General features: G+C 37.3%; 14 protein-coding genes and 2 riboswitches. Of the genes, 8 read left to right on the top strand and 6 right to left on the bottom strand.

Annotated features, from left to right (window positions below):
• Nucleotides 1–3: 3 nt before the first annotated feature.
• Both gcvH and gcvT read right to left on the bottom strand, forming a co-directional pair.
• Nucleotides 4–372, bottom strand: coding sequence for a glycine cleavage system protein GcvH (gene gcvH / locus CER18_RS05495; protein ID WP_100129069.1), 369 nt, complete (start codon nt 370–372; stop codon nt 4–6).
• 7 nt (nt 373–379) lie between these two features.
• A complete protein-coding gene (gene gcvT / locus CER18_RS05490) occupies nt 380–1,492 on the bottom strand; it encodes a glycine cleavage system aminomethyltransferase GcvT (protein ID WP_100129068.1) in 1,113 nt (370 codons plus the stop codon).
• A gap of 55 nt (nt 1,493–1,547) precedes the next feature.
• Nucleotides 1,548–1,639, bottom strand: a riboswitch (glycine riboswitch).
• Between the two features lies 1 nt (nt 1,640).
• A riboswitch (glycine riboswitch) is annotated at nt 1,641–1,738 on the bottom strand.
• A gap of 445 nt (nt 1,739–2,183) precedes the next feature.
• Here gcvT and CER18_RS05485 point away from each other — a divergent pair.
• The 4 genes from CER18_RS05485 to CER18_RS05470 all read left to right on the top strand — a co-directional run bounded on the left by CER18_RS05485 (nt 2,184) and on the right by CER18_RS05470 (nt 6,157).
• Nucleotides 2,184–2,846: an LON peptidase substrate-binding domain-containing protein gene (locus CER18_RS05485; protein WP_100129067.1), complete on the top strand. Its 663-nt coding sequence runs from the start codon at nt 2,184–2,186 to the stop codon at nt 2,844–2,846.
• Nucleotides 2,847–2,859: 13 nt separating this feature from the next.
• Nucleotides 2,860–3,066, top strand: a complete 207-nt coding sequence (locus CER18_RS05480) for a Trm112 family protein (protein WP_100129066.1) — start codon at nt 2,860–2,862, stop codon at nt 3,064–3,066.
• Nucleotides 3,067–4,246: 1,180 nt separating this feature from the next.
• Nucleotides 4,247–4,627: a helix-turn-helix domain-containing protein gene (locus CER18_RS05475; protein ID WP_100129080.1), complete on the top strand. Its 381-nt coding sequence runs from the start codon at nt 4,247–4,249 to the stop codon at nt 4,625–4,627.
• 498 nt (nt 4,628–5,125) lie between these two features.
• Nucleotides 5,126–6,157, top strand: a complete 1,032-nt coding sequence (locus CER18_RS05470) for an aspartate-semialdehyde dehydrogenase (protein WP_100129065.1) — start codon at nt 5,126–5,128, stop codon at nt 6,155–6,157.
• A 310-nt stretch (nt 6,158–6,467) separates the two neighbouring features.
• On the opposite strand, the gene CER18_RS05465 is transcribed toward CER18_RS05470, so the two are convergent.
• Nucleotides 6,468–7,106: an SH3 domain-containing protein gene (locus CER18_RS05465; protein WP_100129064.1), complete on the bottom strand. Its 639-nt coding sequence runs from the start codon at nt 7,104–7,106 to the stop codon at nt 6,468–6,470.
• A 538-nt stretch (nt 7,107–7,644) separates the two neighbouring features.
• Between CER18_RS05465 and CER18_RS05455 the strand changes: the two genes are divergently transcribed.
• The 3 genes from CER18_RS05455 to CER18_RS05445 are packed head-to-tail and all read left to right on the top strand — an operon-like array spanning nt 7,645 to nt 10,198.
• Nucleotides 7,645–8,463: a MetQ/NlpA family ABC transporter substrate-binding protein gene (locus tag CER18_RS05455; protein ID WP_100129062.1), complete on the top strand. Its 819-nt coding sequence runs from the start codon at nt 7,645–7,647 to the stop codon at nt 8,461–8,463.
• Between the two features lie 48 nt (nt 8,464–8,511).
• The gene (locus tag CER18_RS05450) at nt 8,512–9,546 is read left to right on the top strand and encodes a methionine ABC transporter ATP-binding protein (RefSeq protein ID WP_100129061.1); all 1,035 of its coding nucleotides are present in this window, start codon (nt 8,512–8,514) and stop codon (nt 9,544–9,546) included.
• Nucleotides 9,539–10,198 (top strand): methionine ABC transporter permease, encoded by a 660-nt coding sequence (locus tag CER18_RS05445; protein ID WP_100129060.1) that lies wholly within the window; start codon nt 9,539–9,541, stop codon nt 10,196–10,198. The genes CER18_RS05450 and CER18_RS05445 overlap by 8 nt, the downstream gene beginning before the upstream one ends.
• A 447-nt stretch (nt 10,199–10,645) precedes the next feature.
• On the opposite strand, the gene CER18_RS05440 is transcribed toward CER18_RS05445, so the two are convergent.
• Entirely contained in the window at nt 10,646–11,125 is a 480-nt protein-coding gene (locus CER18_RS05440) for a MaoC family dehydratase (RefSeq protein ID WP_100129059.1), read from the bottom strand.
• A gap of 159 nt (nt 11,126–11,284) precedes the next feature.
• On the opposite strand from CER18_RS05440, the gene CER18_RS05435 reads away from it, so the two are divergent.
• On the top strand, nt 11,285–12,619 hold the full coding sequence (locus CER18_RS05435; RefSeq protein ID WP_100129058.1) for an NAD(P)H-dependent oxidoreductase: 1,335 nt from the start codon (nt 11,285–11,287) through the stop codon (nt 12,617–12,619).
• A gap of 1,153 nt (nt 12,620–13,772) precedes the next feature.
• On the opposite strand, the gene CER18_RS05430 is transcribed toward CER18_RS05435, so the two are convergent.
• Together CER18_RS05430 and CER18_RS10280 are read right to left on the bottom strand one after the other, a co-directional pair.
• On the bottom strand, nt 13,773–14,012 hold the full coding sequence (locus CER18_RS05430; protein ID WP_348602659.1) for a hypothetical protein: 240 nt from the start codon (nt 14,010–14,012) through the stop codon (nt 13,773–13,775).
• Between the two features lie 1,037 nt (nt 14,013–15,049).
• Nucleotides 15,050–15,346: a hypothetical protein gene (locus CER18_RS10280; RefSeq protein WP_100129057.1), complete on the bottom strand. Its 297-nt coding sequence runs from the start codon at nt 15,344–15,346 to the stop codon at nt 15,050–15,052.
• Nucleotides 15,347–15,449: the final 103 nt, after the last annotated feature.

Genomic DNA, 15,449 nt, shown 5'->3' with positions numbered 1-15,449 from the left:
TACTCATCCAATCAAAGTCTTGTAAGCATCTTCATCCAACAACTCTTCCAGTTGCGTTTCATCTTGCAATGTCATTTTCCACAACCAGCCTTCTGTTTCAGCTTTCTGGTTTACCAGTGCAGGATTATCAGCCAGTGCTTCATTGATTTCGACCACTTCACCATCAAGAGGAGAATAAACATCTGAAGCTGCTTTAACGGATTCCACAACAGCCGCCGCCTCCCCTTTGGAAAGCTTTGTTCCACTTTGCGGTAAATCAACAAAAACCAGATCGCCTAATTGCTCTTGCGCATAATGTGTAACCCCAACAGTCACCACTTGCCCTTCAACGCTAAGCCATTCGTGGTCTTGTGTAAAATAAGTTTTAGACATAAAAAAATCATCCTTTAAAATAACGTTGTTCAACAAAGGGAAGTGAATGAACTGAGAGTGCAATCTTTTTTCCTCGCAGTTCTGTAAAAACTTCTGTTCCTTCAACTTTACACGCAATAGGGACATACCCCATCGCAACAGGACCATCAAAAGAAGGACCAAAACCGCCTGATGTTACCACGCCAATCTCATTACCCTGATCATCGAGAAGCACCGCACCGGCACGAATAGGTTGGCGCGTTTGCGGTTTTAATCCAACACGACAACGCGCAGGTCCTTTTTGCAGGGCTTCAAGAAAAGCCTTTGCACCGTAAAATTGTGCTTTTTCTCGAACACTTTTAGGAACAGCCCATGTTAGAGCCGCATCAATAGGCGTTGTCTCAGGGGTAATATCATTTCCATGCAAACACAATCCTGCCTCCAACCGCAAACTATCGCGTGCGGCAAGTCCAATCCACTCCACACGAGAATCACTCAGTAATTTTTCAGCCAACATATGCGCATGCCCTATGGGCAAAGCAATTTCAAAACCATCTTCTCCCGTATACCCAGAACGCGTTATAAACCAATCTTGTTGTGGTTCAAATCCCTGCATAAAGAACAATTCATTTCCTGGTAAATCCGCATCAGCAAGAACAGCAGCGGCTTGAGGACCTTGAAGAGCAAGCAATACCCTTTCAAGAGCAACGACTTGACATTCAAAATCAACAGCACGCTTTTCCAATTCTACAAAATCAGCCTGTGCATTCCCCGCATTAGCAACCAACATAAAACGGTGTTCTTCCAAACGTGTAATGATAAGGTCATCAAGAATACCAGCCTGCTCATTAAGCAAATAATTATACCGTGAGTGCCCAATCTTTAAAGCTGCTGCATCAATAGGAAAAGCATAGGATAAAAATTCCACAGCTTGTGCTCCTTCAACAGCAATCAATTTCATATGAGAAATATCAAAAAGTCCTGCATGAGCACGCGTATGAAGATGCTCTTTCAAAACGCCAAGAGGATAAGTTAAAGGCATATTCCACCCTGCAAAAGCACCAAATTTTGCTCCTGCTTTTTCATGCAAATCATATAAAGGAAGTGTTTTTAAAAAAGATGTTTCTTGTTCTGTGCCCATAATAACTCCAAAGCTGCGCTAACACCCACCATAATCCCACCATATATGGCCGTCTCTGCACCCCTCTGTCATTAACCTGAGAGACTCGCGAAAAGATCTTTCGCTTACACCTTCGGCGCGGGCTCTCCCGACTTTCCAGATCTGCCTTCTTCCTTTTACGGTCCTTAAAGCCTGAGAGATTATGGGCTATTTCCCCTTCGGCGGCACTGCGAAAATTGGCAATCTGCACTCTCCCGCAAAAGAATGAAAGAAACAATAACGCTCTTTCCAGCATGTTTTAATCTATAACCTATCTTTATCGCACTGTCATTAGTAAAGTGATAAACAAGCTCTCATTTTAAAACTTGCATAAGCTGCTTCAAAAGATTTATAATAGAGCCCTTTTGAAGCTTACAAAAGTTGTAAGAAACACATTTTAGGAAATTTAAGACAAAAATAAAAAGCTATAGATAAAAATGCCTCTTGAAAATCATGCAAAACGTCACACACTAAAAAGATCGCAAAGCAATATTCTTTCTTGTGCAATTCAACCTTAACGATAGGATTTCATCTTCTTTTAAGAATAAGGACTTCAAGTATTTTATAAGTATGATTTTAATGCACAAGAAGTGGATTTTCTGCTCTCTCAATAGTGTCATAAATTGCAACGATTGACAGACTAAAATTACCGAATAAAGGTCAAAAAATACTCATGAAAGCTGGTAATATCTCCTACAATTGCGAAAATGATCTTCCAAAGCAAATTGCTCTTTTCCCTTTAGAAGGGGCGCTCTTACTACCCGGTGGTTTTTTATCCCTCAATATTTTTGAACCAGAATCGCTTGAAATGATTGAAAATGTTATGGTATCCGATCGTCTATTGGGCATTATTCAACCCCTTTCATCGGATACCGACTGTTTCTCTAAACAACTTTATAAAACAGGCTGTATAGGGCGCATTACAAACTATAGTGAAACAGGCAATGGACAACTGTTCATTATATTACAAGGTGTTTGCCGTTTTACCTTAGAACAAGAATTGACAAACACCAAATCCTATCGAACAGCTCTTATCCAATCAAACATAAAAGACTTACAAGAACTCGATATTGAAGAAAACATTCATCGAGAAAGCTTACTTGATGTTGTTGAAAAATATCTGACCATTCATGAAATGGAATATAATTGGAGCAGTATCATAGAAGCCCCTACCCCTATATTGGTGAATGCTTTTTCAGCTCTTATCCCTTTTACCCCAGCAGAAAAACAAGCTCTCCTTGAAGCTCCAGATATCAAGAGCCGTGCTCAAACTCTTCTTGCATTAACAGAGCGCTCACTGATGAAACAAACAGGAACAGATTACCGTTTAAACTAATGAACGTGAAAACATGAAAAAAATAACCACAGATCCTAAAATGCTCGAATTGCTTGTCTGCCCAATAACGAAAGGCACGCTTTCTTTTAACCGAAAAACACAAGAGCTTATTTCTCTCAAAGCCAATCTTGCCTATCCTATTCGTAATGGCATTCCCATTATGCTTACTTCAGAAGCGCGCCCTTTGCGAAACGATAAAGAGAAAACGCATAAAAAATAAAAAAATCTTCATGCAATTTCCCTTCAAAAGCCCACTATTATCAAGCCTCTATCCATAGGATCTTTCAATATTTACGCGTTTTGAGAAAACGCATTTGACAATAGAGCAATACATTGATTTATAAAGATATTTATATCGCTCTACCTCTTGCAATAAAGCCCCAAATAATATCGGATTCTCTCGTTTCAGCCTATTCATTCTGAAACAATCAAAACCATGTCTCTTGCACAACACAAATATCTGAATAAAAATAACTGAAAAAAGGATTCAAACAGCCTTTGTTTTTACCCACACGCCTCCCACTTATGATGTACAAGCAAGCGATTTTAGTTCATCCAACATGAAAAGATTTGTGATGAGAAATTTTACGATATTCCGCTTTGTGTTTTCAGTTAAAAAGGATGATCTATCAGACAAATCAATTTGTTGCTCTATCACGCAAGTGCAATACAAAAGTGCTTACACTGGGTCAGGAGGAAAGCATAAGTGCAACTGAACATTGATGTTTTCATGACATTTCTATAAGCTCTATAGGCTAAAAAATGCGTTTTATTGCTTGGAATAAGCAATTTGAATTTCAATTGACGATTGAAAATAATTTCCTTATGAATGAAGTTTGTTTTTTGGTCATATACGCGACGACCAATAGGTCTTAGAAGCCCGAAAAACTCAAACGCGAAAAATGGAACCGCTTTGCGGACATCTCTGAGTTCCGAGGATTCTTGTTATGTCCAAGTACTTTGAGCACTAAAAGCAAGAGGCTGTTTTGAGTCAGCACTTCCAGACCCCGGAATACTAATGCGAAGGGGCTTGCGACTGATAGAAGCAGTAAGTACAAACTGGATATTCGTATTTTCATGATATTTCTATAGGCTAAAAAAATGCGCTTTATTTACTTGAAATAAGCAATTTGAATTTCGATTGACGATTGAAAATAATTCCCTTATGAATAAAACTTGTGTTTTGGTCGTATACGCGACGATCAATAGGGCCTGGAAGCCCGAAACCGAGCATAAAGATTAGCCCGCTTTTGCGGATATCCCGGATTTTCCGGGGGCTCTTGTTATGTCCAAGTGCTTTCAGCACTAAAAGCAAGAGGCTGACTCGGTTTCAGCACTTCCAGACCCCGGATACTAATGCGAGGGCGCTCGCACCCAGTGGGGGGCTTTAAGTGCAAAAAGTGCAAACTAAAAATCCACATTTTTACGATATTTCTTTGGGCAAGAAAATTCGCTTCAAAAGAAAAATCATGGGGATTTCTCAAAAACAATTGGGAAATCATTTGGGTGTAACATTCCAACAAATACAAAAATATGAAAAAGGTTTAAATCGCGTAAGTGCAAGATGTTTGCAGGAAATTGCTGATAGACTCGATGTTCCCATTTCCTTCTTTTATGCCGATAGCGCACAAAAAGAAGATAGCCTCTATTATGATGATGACAAAATATCGAGCAAAGAAGAGTATTTACTTTTGAAAAACTTCAGAATCCTTACTCGCAAAAAACAAAAGGCAATCCTACAATTGATTTCTGATGAAAAAAATACTCCCTTATTTTCATAAATTCGCTGAAAGCGATAATCAATGTCCTTCATAACTTTAACAAGAATTTTAACAGTCTCCCCTAAAGGACAAAAATTTCTATCCGGTCTGGAAACAGTCTAAATAGAAATTTTCATCTTTAAAGAAGGAAAGAAGAGATCAAACAATTGAACACTGAACAAATAAAAGATAAAAAAATCTTCCAAGGCGATGCATTATACCATCTTTTAAAAATTGAAGAGCGTGAAGAGAAACAATTGACAGAAGATAAAGAATTCACTTAAGTGCTCTCTCAAAGAGATGAAGACTTAGCGTAAAATATTCAAATTTTTCAAATCTGAAAGACTAAAAAAGACCGTATTATTTGAAATAAGACAATTTATTGTGCTAACGATTATGATTGGTATGCACAAAATGGGATTATTGAAGATATAATTAATGGATGTCCCTTGACCAACGCATTCTCTCCTGAGTATAGCGCGGGGAATAAACGTGGAGAGACACGAAGGAGTATAGAAAATGAGTTTTAAAGTTGCAATTGTCGGCGCAACAGGAAATGTCGGTCGTGAAATGCTTACCATTTTAGAAGAGCGTGGTTTTCCTGCGCACGAAATTGTTCCTCTGGCATCACGGCGCTCATTAGGGCAAGAAGTCTCTTATGGGGACAAAACCTTAAAAGTAAAAGCACTGGATACTTACGATTTTTCTGACACAGATTTGTGTCTTATGTCTGCGGGGGGAAGCATTTCCAAAGAATATGCCCCTAAAATCGCTGCAGCCGGCTGTGTCGTCATCGACAATTCCTCCACGTGGCGCTATGATGCCAATGTTCCCTTGATTGTTCCTGAAGTCAATGCTGAAGCTGTAAGTACCTTTTCTAAGCGTAATATTATAGCCAATCCTAATTGTTCAACCATTCAACTGGTTTTAGCCTTAAAACCTCTCCATGATGCTGCCACCATTAAACGTGTTGTTGTCTCGACATATCAGTCGGTTTCTGGGGCTGGTAAAGAAGGAATGGACGAACTTTTCGAACAATCACGTGCAGTGTTCGTTGCTGATCCAATTACATCAAAAAAATTCACCAAACGTATTGCCTTTAATGTCATTCCCCATATCGATGTTTTCATGGAAGATGGTTATACAAAAGAAGAATGGAAAATGACGGCTGAAACGAAGAAAATTCTTGACCCCAAAATTAAATTAACAGCCACTGCTGTTCGGGTTCCTGTCTTTATTGGTCATGCAGAAGCCGTCCATGTTGAATTTGAAAAACCACTCAGCGCATCTCAAGCACAAGCGCTTCTCCGCGATGCCCCTGGATGTCAGCTTATCGATAAACACGAAGATGGTGGCTATACCACACCTTATGAATGTACAGGAGAAGATGATACCTTTATTAGCCGTATTCGCGAAGATATCACCGTTGAAAATGGTTTAGCTTTCTGGGTTGTCGCTGATAATTTAAGAAAAGGTGCCGCATTAAATGCTGTTCAAATTGCTGAATTGCTTATTTCTCGTCATTTGATAAAGCCTAAGTCTGTAAATTAATGCCCTATCCGAAAGGACGAAGAGCCCTAGCCGGTCCGTCAAAAGTCCGGCTTCTCTTCAGCAAGACCTACCCCTGCTAAAGCGCCATATCCCCCTAAAGGACAATAATTTTAAAGAACAGTAATTCGAAGCGTTGATAAATTTATTCTGAATATTCTTAACCCTCGCCCCCTTAAGTTAACCATCGCTGCTTTGATGGCATTTTATGATACAATAAGATCAGCAGCATAAAGCATTTTTTGCTTTATGCTGCCATCTTTTTTGATATTCCTCTTCTTTTGTCATCCCTTTTATGAGATTAACTTTATCCTTATCGAGCAGGATAGGTTACGATACGATAACGCGTTTCATTGCGTTCGAAATTTTTATAATTGACATCATTAGGAAAGAAGGGATTATAAGCATTCACTCGCTTTACAGAAACATCTTGTGCCTTTGGAGACGGATTTAAAATTGTCCGCTCATCCCTTTTTTTCACACCTGTGGAATCGATAATCACATCTGTTCTGTATAATTTTTGCATGTTTTTCCGTGTTTTTTGAATTGCTGGAAGCGCTTTAAAATCAGAAACAGCCTGTTTTACTTTTTCTTTTGGCGATTTTATCATGGGATTTGATTTTACAGGCATCTTTTTAAAAGCAATGGTAGGAACATTGTTGACATTGACATAACGTGCAGATGCCCAACCAACTTTTCCATGATAACCAAGAGAACACCAAGTTTTATTGGATAGGCAGCCATAAATTTGCACTTTTTCTCCCATTGGAACCATTGTGATCACTTTATAAGCTGTCGCAGGACCTGTGCGTAAAGAGACCTGACCTGATGCAACACGAGCAACGGTTCCAGCAATAGTCCCAGCCTGCCCATGAAAAGCACTCACAGCCACCCCTGATGCTCCCAAAGCCCATAAAATCATTGTTGTTGATAAAAAATTCTTTCTTAACATTATTTTTCTTCCTCTCTAACATGTGAAAGACAAAATATTCGCCTTTGCAAAAATTTGCCGCGTTTAAATCCAGTCATCATCAATCTTTGTTTTTCCCCAAAAGCCCTGAACCCCATTGCAACAAAATCTCTCTTTGTCCCCTCCACCCCTCTCCAAAAACACAGGCCTTTTGATCTTGATTGCGCAGTCTATTCCTCATGAATTGATGAATAAAACATCATCTGATTGCTTGATTCTTCAACCAATCATCCTCTTAAAGAAGTTTTTAAAAGGTCATTGGTTCCCTCAACAAATCATTACAATAGAAGAATTAATGACCTGAATTTCAGAGAATTTCTATGAACAAAGAAGGATATTTCCCCAAAACTGCCGAAAAAGGAGAGAAAAAAGAATATTTTTTTAAATTAAAGACTCTTTTTAAAATAAAAGTAATTGAATATTCTCTAAAGCTTGTATAGCCTCAAATGTCCTTAAAAAAACACAGAGTATATTGAAGCTTCCCTCAAAAAATCTCTTAAAAAAAGAAAGTTAAAAGCACATGACATTAAAATTTTTTTTCCGTAGTCGTCTTAGAGGATTATTTCTCTCTCTCTTAGCACTTTTTTTGTCTACTGCTTTTTCTATGGCCGCAGACAAAACAAAAATCAAACTCGGTATTATGGAAGGACGGGATGCGATTATCTGGAAAATTGCTGCTGAACAGGCTAAAAAAAATGGTTTAGATATTGAACTCGTTTATTTTTCTGATTACGCTTTGCCAAACGACGCTGTTAACGCAGGAGAGATCGATGCGAATGCTTTTCAGCACGCCCCTTATCTTAATGAACAAATGAAACAACGTGGCTATAAGCTTTCAATTGTTGGCTATACATTTATTGCTCCAATCGGTGTTTATTCGCACAAAATAAAAGATTTAAAAGATCTGCGTGATGGTGCACATGTTGGTATTCCTAACGACCCATCAAATGGTGGAAGAGCCTTACTTCTTCTCAATTCTTTAGGTCTCATTAAATTAAAAGATCCTCATAATATTCTTGCATCTCCACTTGATATTATTGAGAATCCTAAAAACCTGCAAATTCGCGAACTCGATGCCGGTATGTTAGGGCGTGCAATCGACGATTTTGATATTGCAATTGTAAACACAAACTGGGCTATCGTTTCCGGATTAAGCTTCGAAAACGATGTGGTCGCATGGGAGAGCGCAAAAAATAATCCTTATGATAATATCATCGTTGTACGCACAAGCGAAAAAGATGAACCATGGGTAAAAAAATTAGTTGCCGCTTACAACAATGATCTTATCCGTGCAAAAATCAAAGAGATTTTTGGTAAAACCGCCCAAACATCTTGGTAATTATGCCAAACATCTTGGTAATTGTGCCAAATATCTTGGTAATCGTGAATGGAAAAACCTACTCTTATCTCCTTAAAAAACATCAGCCGTTGTTTTAATAAAACGGCTGGTGTTCGGGTAATTAATAATCTCTCTTTAAATATTCATGCTGGTGAAATTCTTGGCATTATTGGACGCAGTGGAGCAGGAAAGTCGACACTTATCCGCTGTTTAAATGGGTTAGAGAAGATTGATGCAGGGTCTATTTTTTTTGAAGATGTTGATATTTCAAATCTATCAGAGACAGAATGGGCGCCTTACCGTCAACGGATTGGGATGATTTTTCAACATTTCAATCTTCTCTCATCACAAAATATTCTTGATAACATTGCATTGCCACTTAAATTAAGTGGTGTCAGTAAAAAACAGCGCCATAAACGTGCCCTTGAATTGATTGAATTGGTTGGGTTATATGGGAAAGAATATTGCTATCCGGCACAATTGTCCGGAGGACAAAAACAACGGGTTGGCATTGCCCGTGCTTTAGCCGCTAATCCTAAAATATTGTTATCCGATGAAGCAACTTCTGCTCTTGATCCTGAAACAACACAATCTATTCTAGAGCTCCTTGCTAATATTAACAAACACCTCAATCTCACGATTGTGCTCATCACCCATGAAATGGAAGTTGTGCGCACCATAGCGCATCGCGTCGTTGTTCTTAATCAAGGGCAGATTGTAGAAGAAGGACGTGTGAAAGACATTTTTACATCACCGCAAGACGATACAACAATCGCCATGCTCAAGCTTGTTACCCCACAACTTCCTGAAAAATTTGCGAAAAATCTCAAACCCATCGGACAAGAGGCTGTCATTGAAATCAATATTGCCGGTGAAATTGCCCAGCAACCTTTTCTTCATCTGCTAGAAAATGAGAGTGGTTTAAAAGCACGTATTTTGCATGGTGGCATTGATACTGTTCAAGATGAAACCATCGGGCGACTCTTCTTAGCTCTTCCTGGAGAAGATAAAGAAGCTTTAGAAAAAGCTGTTCAATGGTTAACGAAAAAAGGACGATATTGTGAGGTGTTAGGTTATGTTTAATGTTCTTACTCATGAACTTCCTCAAGCTGTTATTGATACAATATTGATGGCACTTAGTGCTTCTTTTATGGCATTTATTATAGGGCTACCCCTTGGCCTTCTTCTTCATACAACAGCACGCGGAGGGATTTTTGCCTCATCTCTCATCAATCGCCCTTTAAGCATGATCATTGACAGTATTCGTGCCATTCCCTTTATTATTCTTGCATTTTATCTTCTTCCCGTTACGCGTATCGTTGTAGGAAGAGGGATAGGAATGCCTGCTGTAATTTTTATACTGATCATTTCAGCTATTCCTTTTTATGCACGCATGGCAGAACTCGCTTTTAAAACCGTTGAAAAAGGTCTCATTGAAGCTATCCGCTCCATGGGTGCAAGCCGTCTTCAAATTATCAGACATGTTCTTATTCCTGAAGCTCTCCCTAGCCTCATTACAGGTTTTACAGTCATGCTTATTTCTCTCATAGGTGCCACCTCACTTGCTGGATATCTTGGTGGAGGCGGTTTAGGAGACATGGCAATCCGCTATGGCTATCAACGTTATAATACCTTCATCATGACCATTGTTATCATCCTTTTGATCATACTCAATATTATAACCCAGTGGACTTCTGATAAAATCGTACAAAAACTTGATAAAACGAAGCATTAAAACAACGAAAAGCTTGCGGCTGTCTTCCTATACCATAAGCCCTTTTTTTTACCGTTTCCCCACTTAATGCATATGGTGAGCAAAAAAGAGAGTAGAGAAATAACTTCCTGTTCTCTTTATTCTCACCATTTCAACTATTCCTTGTCTATACGCATAGCTGAACTCTCTTTCAAAACAGGAGGAAAAAAGCCCATTGAAGCTATCTCTTCTATAAGAAGAGCAAATTGTTGTTCTTAATTCCGTAAAGCACTTCGCATGATTATGGGTTTTGCCGTTATAGTTATTGTCTTGTCATCCACAAACCATTCCACTCACTGGACATTTCAGAAGCGTTATGCCTCTATTATGACAAGCTTTGGCCCTCTTATAATCACTCTCCACATCATTACCTAATGGTTGTCTAATAAAATTGTGCAAAAATTCATTGAAACAAAACACAAAAACAATTTAAGAGCTTGTGGATTTCTCTCCAACCACAGCCACAACAAGCCACTGAGCTGTGAGAGCTGGTTTTTTTAACTGTTCCACTTCCACTGTAACCCCATAATGGAAAACGACGCGACCAGAAGGACGAATCTCGGCATCATCTAACACAAAACGGGCACGCACCCGTGCCCCTGTTTTCACAGGGCTCATGAAACGGATTTTATCAAAACCATAATTAATCCCCATTGTAGCCCCTTCTAACTCTGGAAGAGCCTCATAAGCAAGCGTAGACAAAAGCGATAATGTTAAAAACCCATGAGCAATCGTTCCACCAAAAGGTGTCTTTTTAGCCTTTTCCTCATCAACGTGTATCCATTGATGATCATCTGTAGCGCATGCAAATTGATTAATCATATCCTGTGTAACAAGACGCCACTGCGATAATCCCATTTCTTTTCCAATAAAAGTAGTGACATCTTGTACTGCGATTTTTTGCTGCATAATGCTATTCCTATTTTACTTGATAAAGCCCCCCCTCTTGCTTTTATAAAACCCATTGATTAGAGCATCAAGGATAAAAGATTAATTGTCTTAAAAACAAATACACCTTATGAATAAGAAAACTCTTTGAGTAGAATAGTTTTCAAATGGGAAAAAAGAATGGCAAGCAATGTGAATCCAACAGGTTTGGCGCATGATTTGAAGCAACGTGCAGAAAACCATCCCCCTATCCGTATTGGACTGATTGGTTGTGGTGAAATGGGCACTGATTTATTATCAAGTGTTGCGCATATGGAGGGTATAACAATCGCTGCCGTAGCCACGAGGACACCATCACGTATTTTTGATGCTGCGATACTTGCCTATGGTGAAGAAGGACATGTCTGTGAAGTTGAAAATGCTCATGCCCTCACGCAAAGCATTGAAAAAGGTTTGATTGCGGCAACAGACGATATTGACCTTGTTTTGCGCCATGAACAAATTGATATTATCGTTGATGCAACAGGTTATCCTGAAGCAGGAGCAGAAATTGGCTTTAAAGCGCTTGAAAACAACAAACATCTTGTCATGATGAATGTTGAAGCCGATGTTACGATTGGCCCGTATCTGAAACATGAGGCAGAAAAACGAGGCCTTATTTATACCCTTGGTGCTGGTGATGAACCTACTTCTTGCATGGAACTCATCGAGTTTGTTTCAGCTCTTGGGCATAAAATTGTTGCAGCAGGAAAAGGGAAAAATAATCCTCTTCTCTTTGATGCCACACCTGATGCTTACGAAGAAGAAGCACACCGCCGTAATATGAATGTGCGTATGTTGGTTGAATTTATTGATGGTTCCAAAACGATGGTTGAAATGGCAGCAATTGCCAATGCCACTGGACTTCTCCCCGATTGCCCAGGAATGCACGGCCCTCAAGCAGCACTGCAAGATTTAAACAAAGTCCTTATCCCAAAACAAGATGGGGGTATTTTGCAACAATATGGTGTGGTAGATTATTCAATAGGTCAAGGTGTCTCCCCAGGTGTCTTTGTCATTGCAGAAATAGCACACCCACGTTTACGCGAACGTATGGAAGATTTAAAAATTGGTCAGGGACCTTATTTCACCTTTCACCGCCCTTATCATTTAACTGCAATGGAAGTTCCCCTCACCTGCGCACGCGTTATGCTTTATGGCAAAAAAGATATGGTGCCCCTTAACCATCCCGTAGTAGAAGTCTGTGCTGTTGCTAAAAAAGATTTATACCCCGGCGATCAGCTAGATTTTATTGGTCTTTACAGTTATCGCGCTTGGATTATGAACATTGCAGAAGCACGCGCTTGCCAAGCCATTCCTTGTGGTCTTTTAGAAAAAGCAACCGTAACAGCTGCAATTAAAAAAAATGAACTCATTACAGTACACAACACAGCTATTCGTGAAGGTCAATGGATTGCACGTCTTCGTGCCAAACAAGACCTTTTACTTCATTGCCCTTCCCCCGCTAAGCTATAATCATCCTCTTCGTTACCCTAACTAAAAATCCATTGATTTGTAAAGAACAACGTTTCTTTTCTATATGAGGGTAACGCGTAAAAAATAAACGCATTCTAGGTTAAGAAAACTTCTTTCGTGAAAATCACATGGATTGCAAATCTTTATGCCAAACAAGACCTTTTACTTCATTGCCCTTCTCCCGCTAAGCTATAATCGTCCTCTTCGTTACCCTAACTAAAAATCCATTGATTTGTAAAGAACAACGTTTCTTTCCTATATGAGAGTAACGTGTAAAAAATAAACGCATTCTAGGTTAAGAAAACTCCCTTCGTGAAAATCACGTGGATTGCAAATTTTTATGCCAAACAAGATCTTATACTTGCCCTCTCCTCTCACTCATGTATTCCCTCCTTATCCCCTTACTTAACAGCATCCTTCCCTTACGCGACAGAACAACCCAGAATATACTTGTGTTGCAAATTCAAGTGTCTGTTTTAATAAAAACATTTTCCAACCTTGCATATCAGCACATCTCTCTCACAAGAAAGCCTATAAATACGATAACATAAACCTCTCCATGAGATAATATAAGATATGTTCTGTATCGCTATCTTTATGCCATAAAGATACAAAACGGCATTATCTTCTTATTTTACAATTCCCAATACTACGATAACCCCCAATACTACGATAACCCTTGAGCCTTAGAGAGAATTCATGAGAAAATTTTTACTCTTTTCTTAAAGAGTTTTTATCCATACACAAATGCAATTTGTGATATATAAAAAATGTTTTTGATGGATTCAACATAAACAGATTTGAAATGATAATTTATCATCATACACTTATGCTCAAAGAGAAAATACAGAAATATTTTTTATTTTATCTCTTCTTATTTTACAGCCTAAAAAATATTTTAAAAAGAATGATAAAGAAAGTACAAGTGTTACGATGAAGAAATAACCATAGACTTTAAAAAATCAGGTTACACCACTTTGAAAAGAAAAAACATCAATTGCAAACCATTAAACTTTAATAACACCAACAAAAGATAGATCGTATTAATAAGAGTGATTTTCCATCAAATGCCGTATAAATTACTCTTAGCATTTATTTTTCAAAATAATAAAGTGAAGGAAAAACTCTTCGACTTTGTCGATGAGTCTTCTACCTAGAGTGTACACAATATTCCTACAAGAGATACAACGGTACCAATTATATCGCCACAACATAAAGCAGCAAGAAGTGAGACAACACCTATCCCACCCCAAAAAGCTGAACCTGAAAATGCAGAAACTTTTTCAACTTTTCCAAAAGGAACGCCTTCTTGTTCCTCAGCCCCGTAAATAACAGCTCTATCCGCTGCTTTAATAACTGCATTGTTGTCTGCTGTAAAAACAGTAACTGCCATTCTCTCTTGAAATTGACTTTTTACAAAACCCGCATTCCCTTCTAAAGCTTGTATAAAAAAAGCATAAACAATGTAAAAGTAAATGAATACACACGATTTTTAAATATTTTAAGCATAGCTTTATTTGCTCCTCTTTTTCTTCACTGCGAAAGTAAAAGAATATTCATATATAAAAATAAATAATACAATATGATATATTATATATAAATTTACGATAAATATAACACGCAATGTATTATATGTAAAGACATAATCCAAATTTTTAAAACAACAATAACAATAATAGAAAGTTGCTAAACAATAAACTTAAGAAAATTTATTAAAGTAAATATATCGCTCGTCTCTATCGCACTATTATTACCTAAAATTTTAGAAATATTGATGAATGATCAAACATAATTTCTTACTTTTACAATAAAATCATTTATGATATAAAATTAAGATAATTTAAGTAATATTTTATCATTTCTATTGCTTTAATTTAAAATAATAAACATTCATAAAATTTCACAGAAAAATAAAGCTTAAAAATAATACAACAGAGCTTTTATAAATGATTTTAAATGACAATAAATTTTAAAACAGTATAGAATTAAAAACTATTAACATCATAATACTTGTCTATTATCGAAATAAAAGAGAAATGGAATAATTCTTCTGAGCTCTCTTATTCTATAACGCATCGATACGGTGTAGGTTTGCTATCGGTGATATCGAGAAATGAAAACTTCTAACAAGTAAAAACAGCGATCTAAAACAAAGATATTTCCATCAATAAACCCTAAAAATGTGTACTATTCTTTGATAAAACAGCCATAAAGATCTCTATTTTCAAATAGAGAAGACGTTAATGAAATAATTTTCAACTTTTATTAATCTATAAAACACACCAGTGCATCTTCAAAAAGGCCTCTCACCCCCTATCCCATACAACATAACGCATTGAATATTTTCAAAATTAACAAAATACACTTATGAAATAAATCAACCTATCAGCTTTACAAAAACATTATAAGCAACACGAGAGGGCTAGAAAACTACCTAAAACCAAATACTAAGAGCGTCATGAAAAATGAGACAATCCCCCAAAATACTGAAAAACAACTTTCCTGCTTCACTTTCATAAAAGTTAGCTGATTTTTTTCCTCAATAGGATAGATTACAGCCCTACCTATATTTCGAGTCACTATATTTTCCTCTTGATTAGGCAAGAATAATTCACTTTGAAATAAATCTTTAGAAATATTTACATGACTTTCTGTAATTTGTGTAAAAAAAAGAATGAATGCTATAAAAATATAGAAATAAAAATTATTTTTAAATATTTTAGACATATATTCATATTATCATATTTTTATTTAAAATAAAATAGAAGTATAATAATAAACAGTGTAAATTTAAATACGTTTTATAAAATATAATATATTTTTGTTATGC

Origin of the sequence: Bartonella tribocorum (genome assembly GCF_002777915.1) — a bacterium.
Lineage (GTDB): Bacteria > Pseudomonadota > Alphaproteobacteria > Rhizobiales > Rhizobiaceae > Bartonella > Bartonella tribocorum_A.
This window is presented reverse-complemented; position numbering and strand designations above follow the sequence as displayed.

Bases quoted from the DNA above. Each gene is read 5' to 3' on its own strand.
- gcvH (WP_100129069.1), bottom strand. From the start codon at position 372: ATGTCTAAAACTTATTTTACACAAGACCACGAATGGCTTAGCGTTGAA.
- gcvT (WP_100129068.1), bottom strand. From the start codon at position 1,492: ATGGGCACAGAACAAGAAACATCTTTTTTAAAAACACTTCCTTTATAT.
- CER18_RS05485 (WP_100129067.1), top strand. From the start codon at position 2,184: ATGAAAGCTGGTAATATCTCCTACAATTGCGAAAATGATCTTCCAAAG.
- CER18_RS05480 (WP_100129066.1), top strand. From the start codon at position 2,860: ATGAAAAAAATAACCACAGATCCTAAAATGCTCGAATTGCTTGTCTGC.
- CER18_RS05470 (WP_100129065.1), top strand. From the start codon at position 5,126: ATGAGTTTTAAAGTTGCAATTGTCGGCGCAACAGGAAATGTCGGTCGT.
- CER18_RS05465 (WP_100129064.1), bottom strand. From the start codon at position 7,106: ATGTTAAGAAAGAATTTTTTATCAACAACAATGATTTTATGGGCTTTG.
- CER18_RS05455 (WP_100129062.1), top strand. From the start codon at position 7,645: ATGACATTAAAATTTTTTTTCCGTAGTCGTCTTAGAGGATTATTTCTC.
- CER18_RS05450 (WP_100129061.1), top strand. From the start codon at position 8,512: ATGGAAAAACCTACTCTTATCTCCTTAAAAAACATCAGCCGTTGTTTT.
- CER18_RS05445 (WP_100129060.1), top strand. From the start codon at position 9,539: ATGTTTAATGTTCTTACTCATGAACTTCCTCAAGCTGTTATTGATACA.
- CER18_RS05440 (WP_100129059.1), bottom strand. From the start codon at position 11,125: ATGCAGCAAAAAATCGCAGTACAAGATGTCACTACTTTTATTGGAAAA.
- CER18_RS05435 (WP_100129058.1), top strand. From the start codon at position 11,285: ATGGCAAGCAATGTGAATCCAACAGGTTTGGCGCATGATTTGAAGCAA.
- CER18_RS05430 (WP_348602659.1), bottom strand. From the start codon at position 14,012: ATGGCAGTTACTGTTTTTACAGCAGACAACAATGCAGTTATTAAAGCA.
- CER18_RS10280 (WP_100129057.1), bottom strand. From the start codon at position 15,346: ATGTCTAAAATATTTAAAAATAATTTTTATTTCTATATTTTTATAGCA.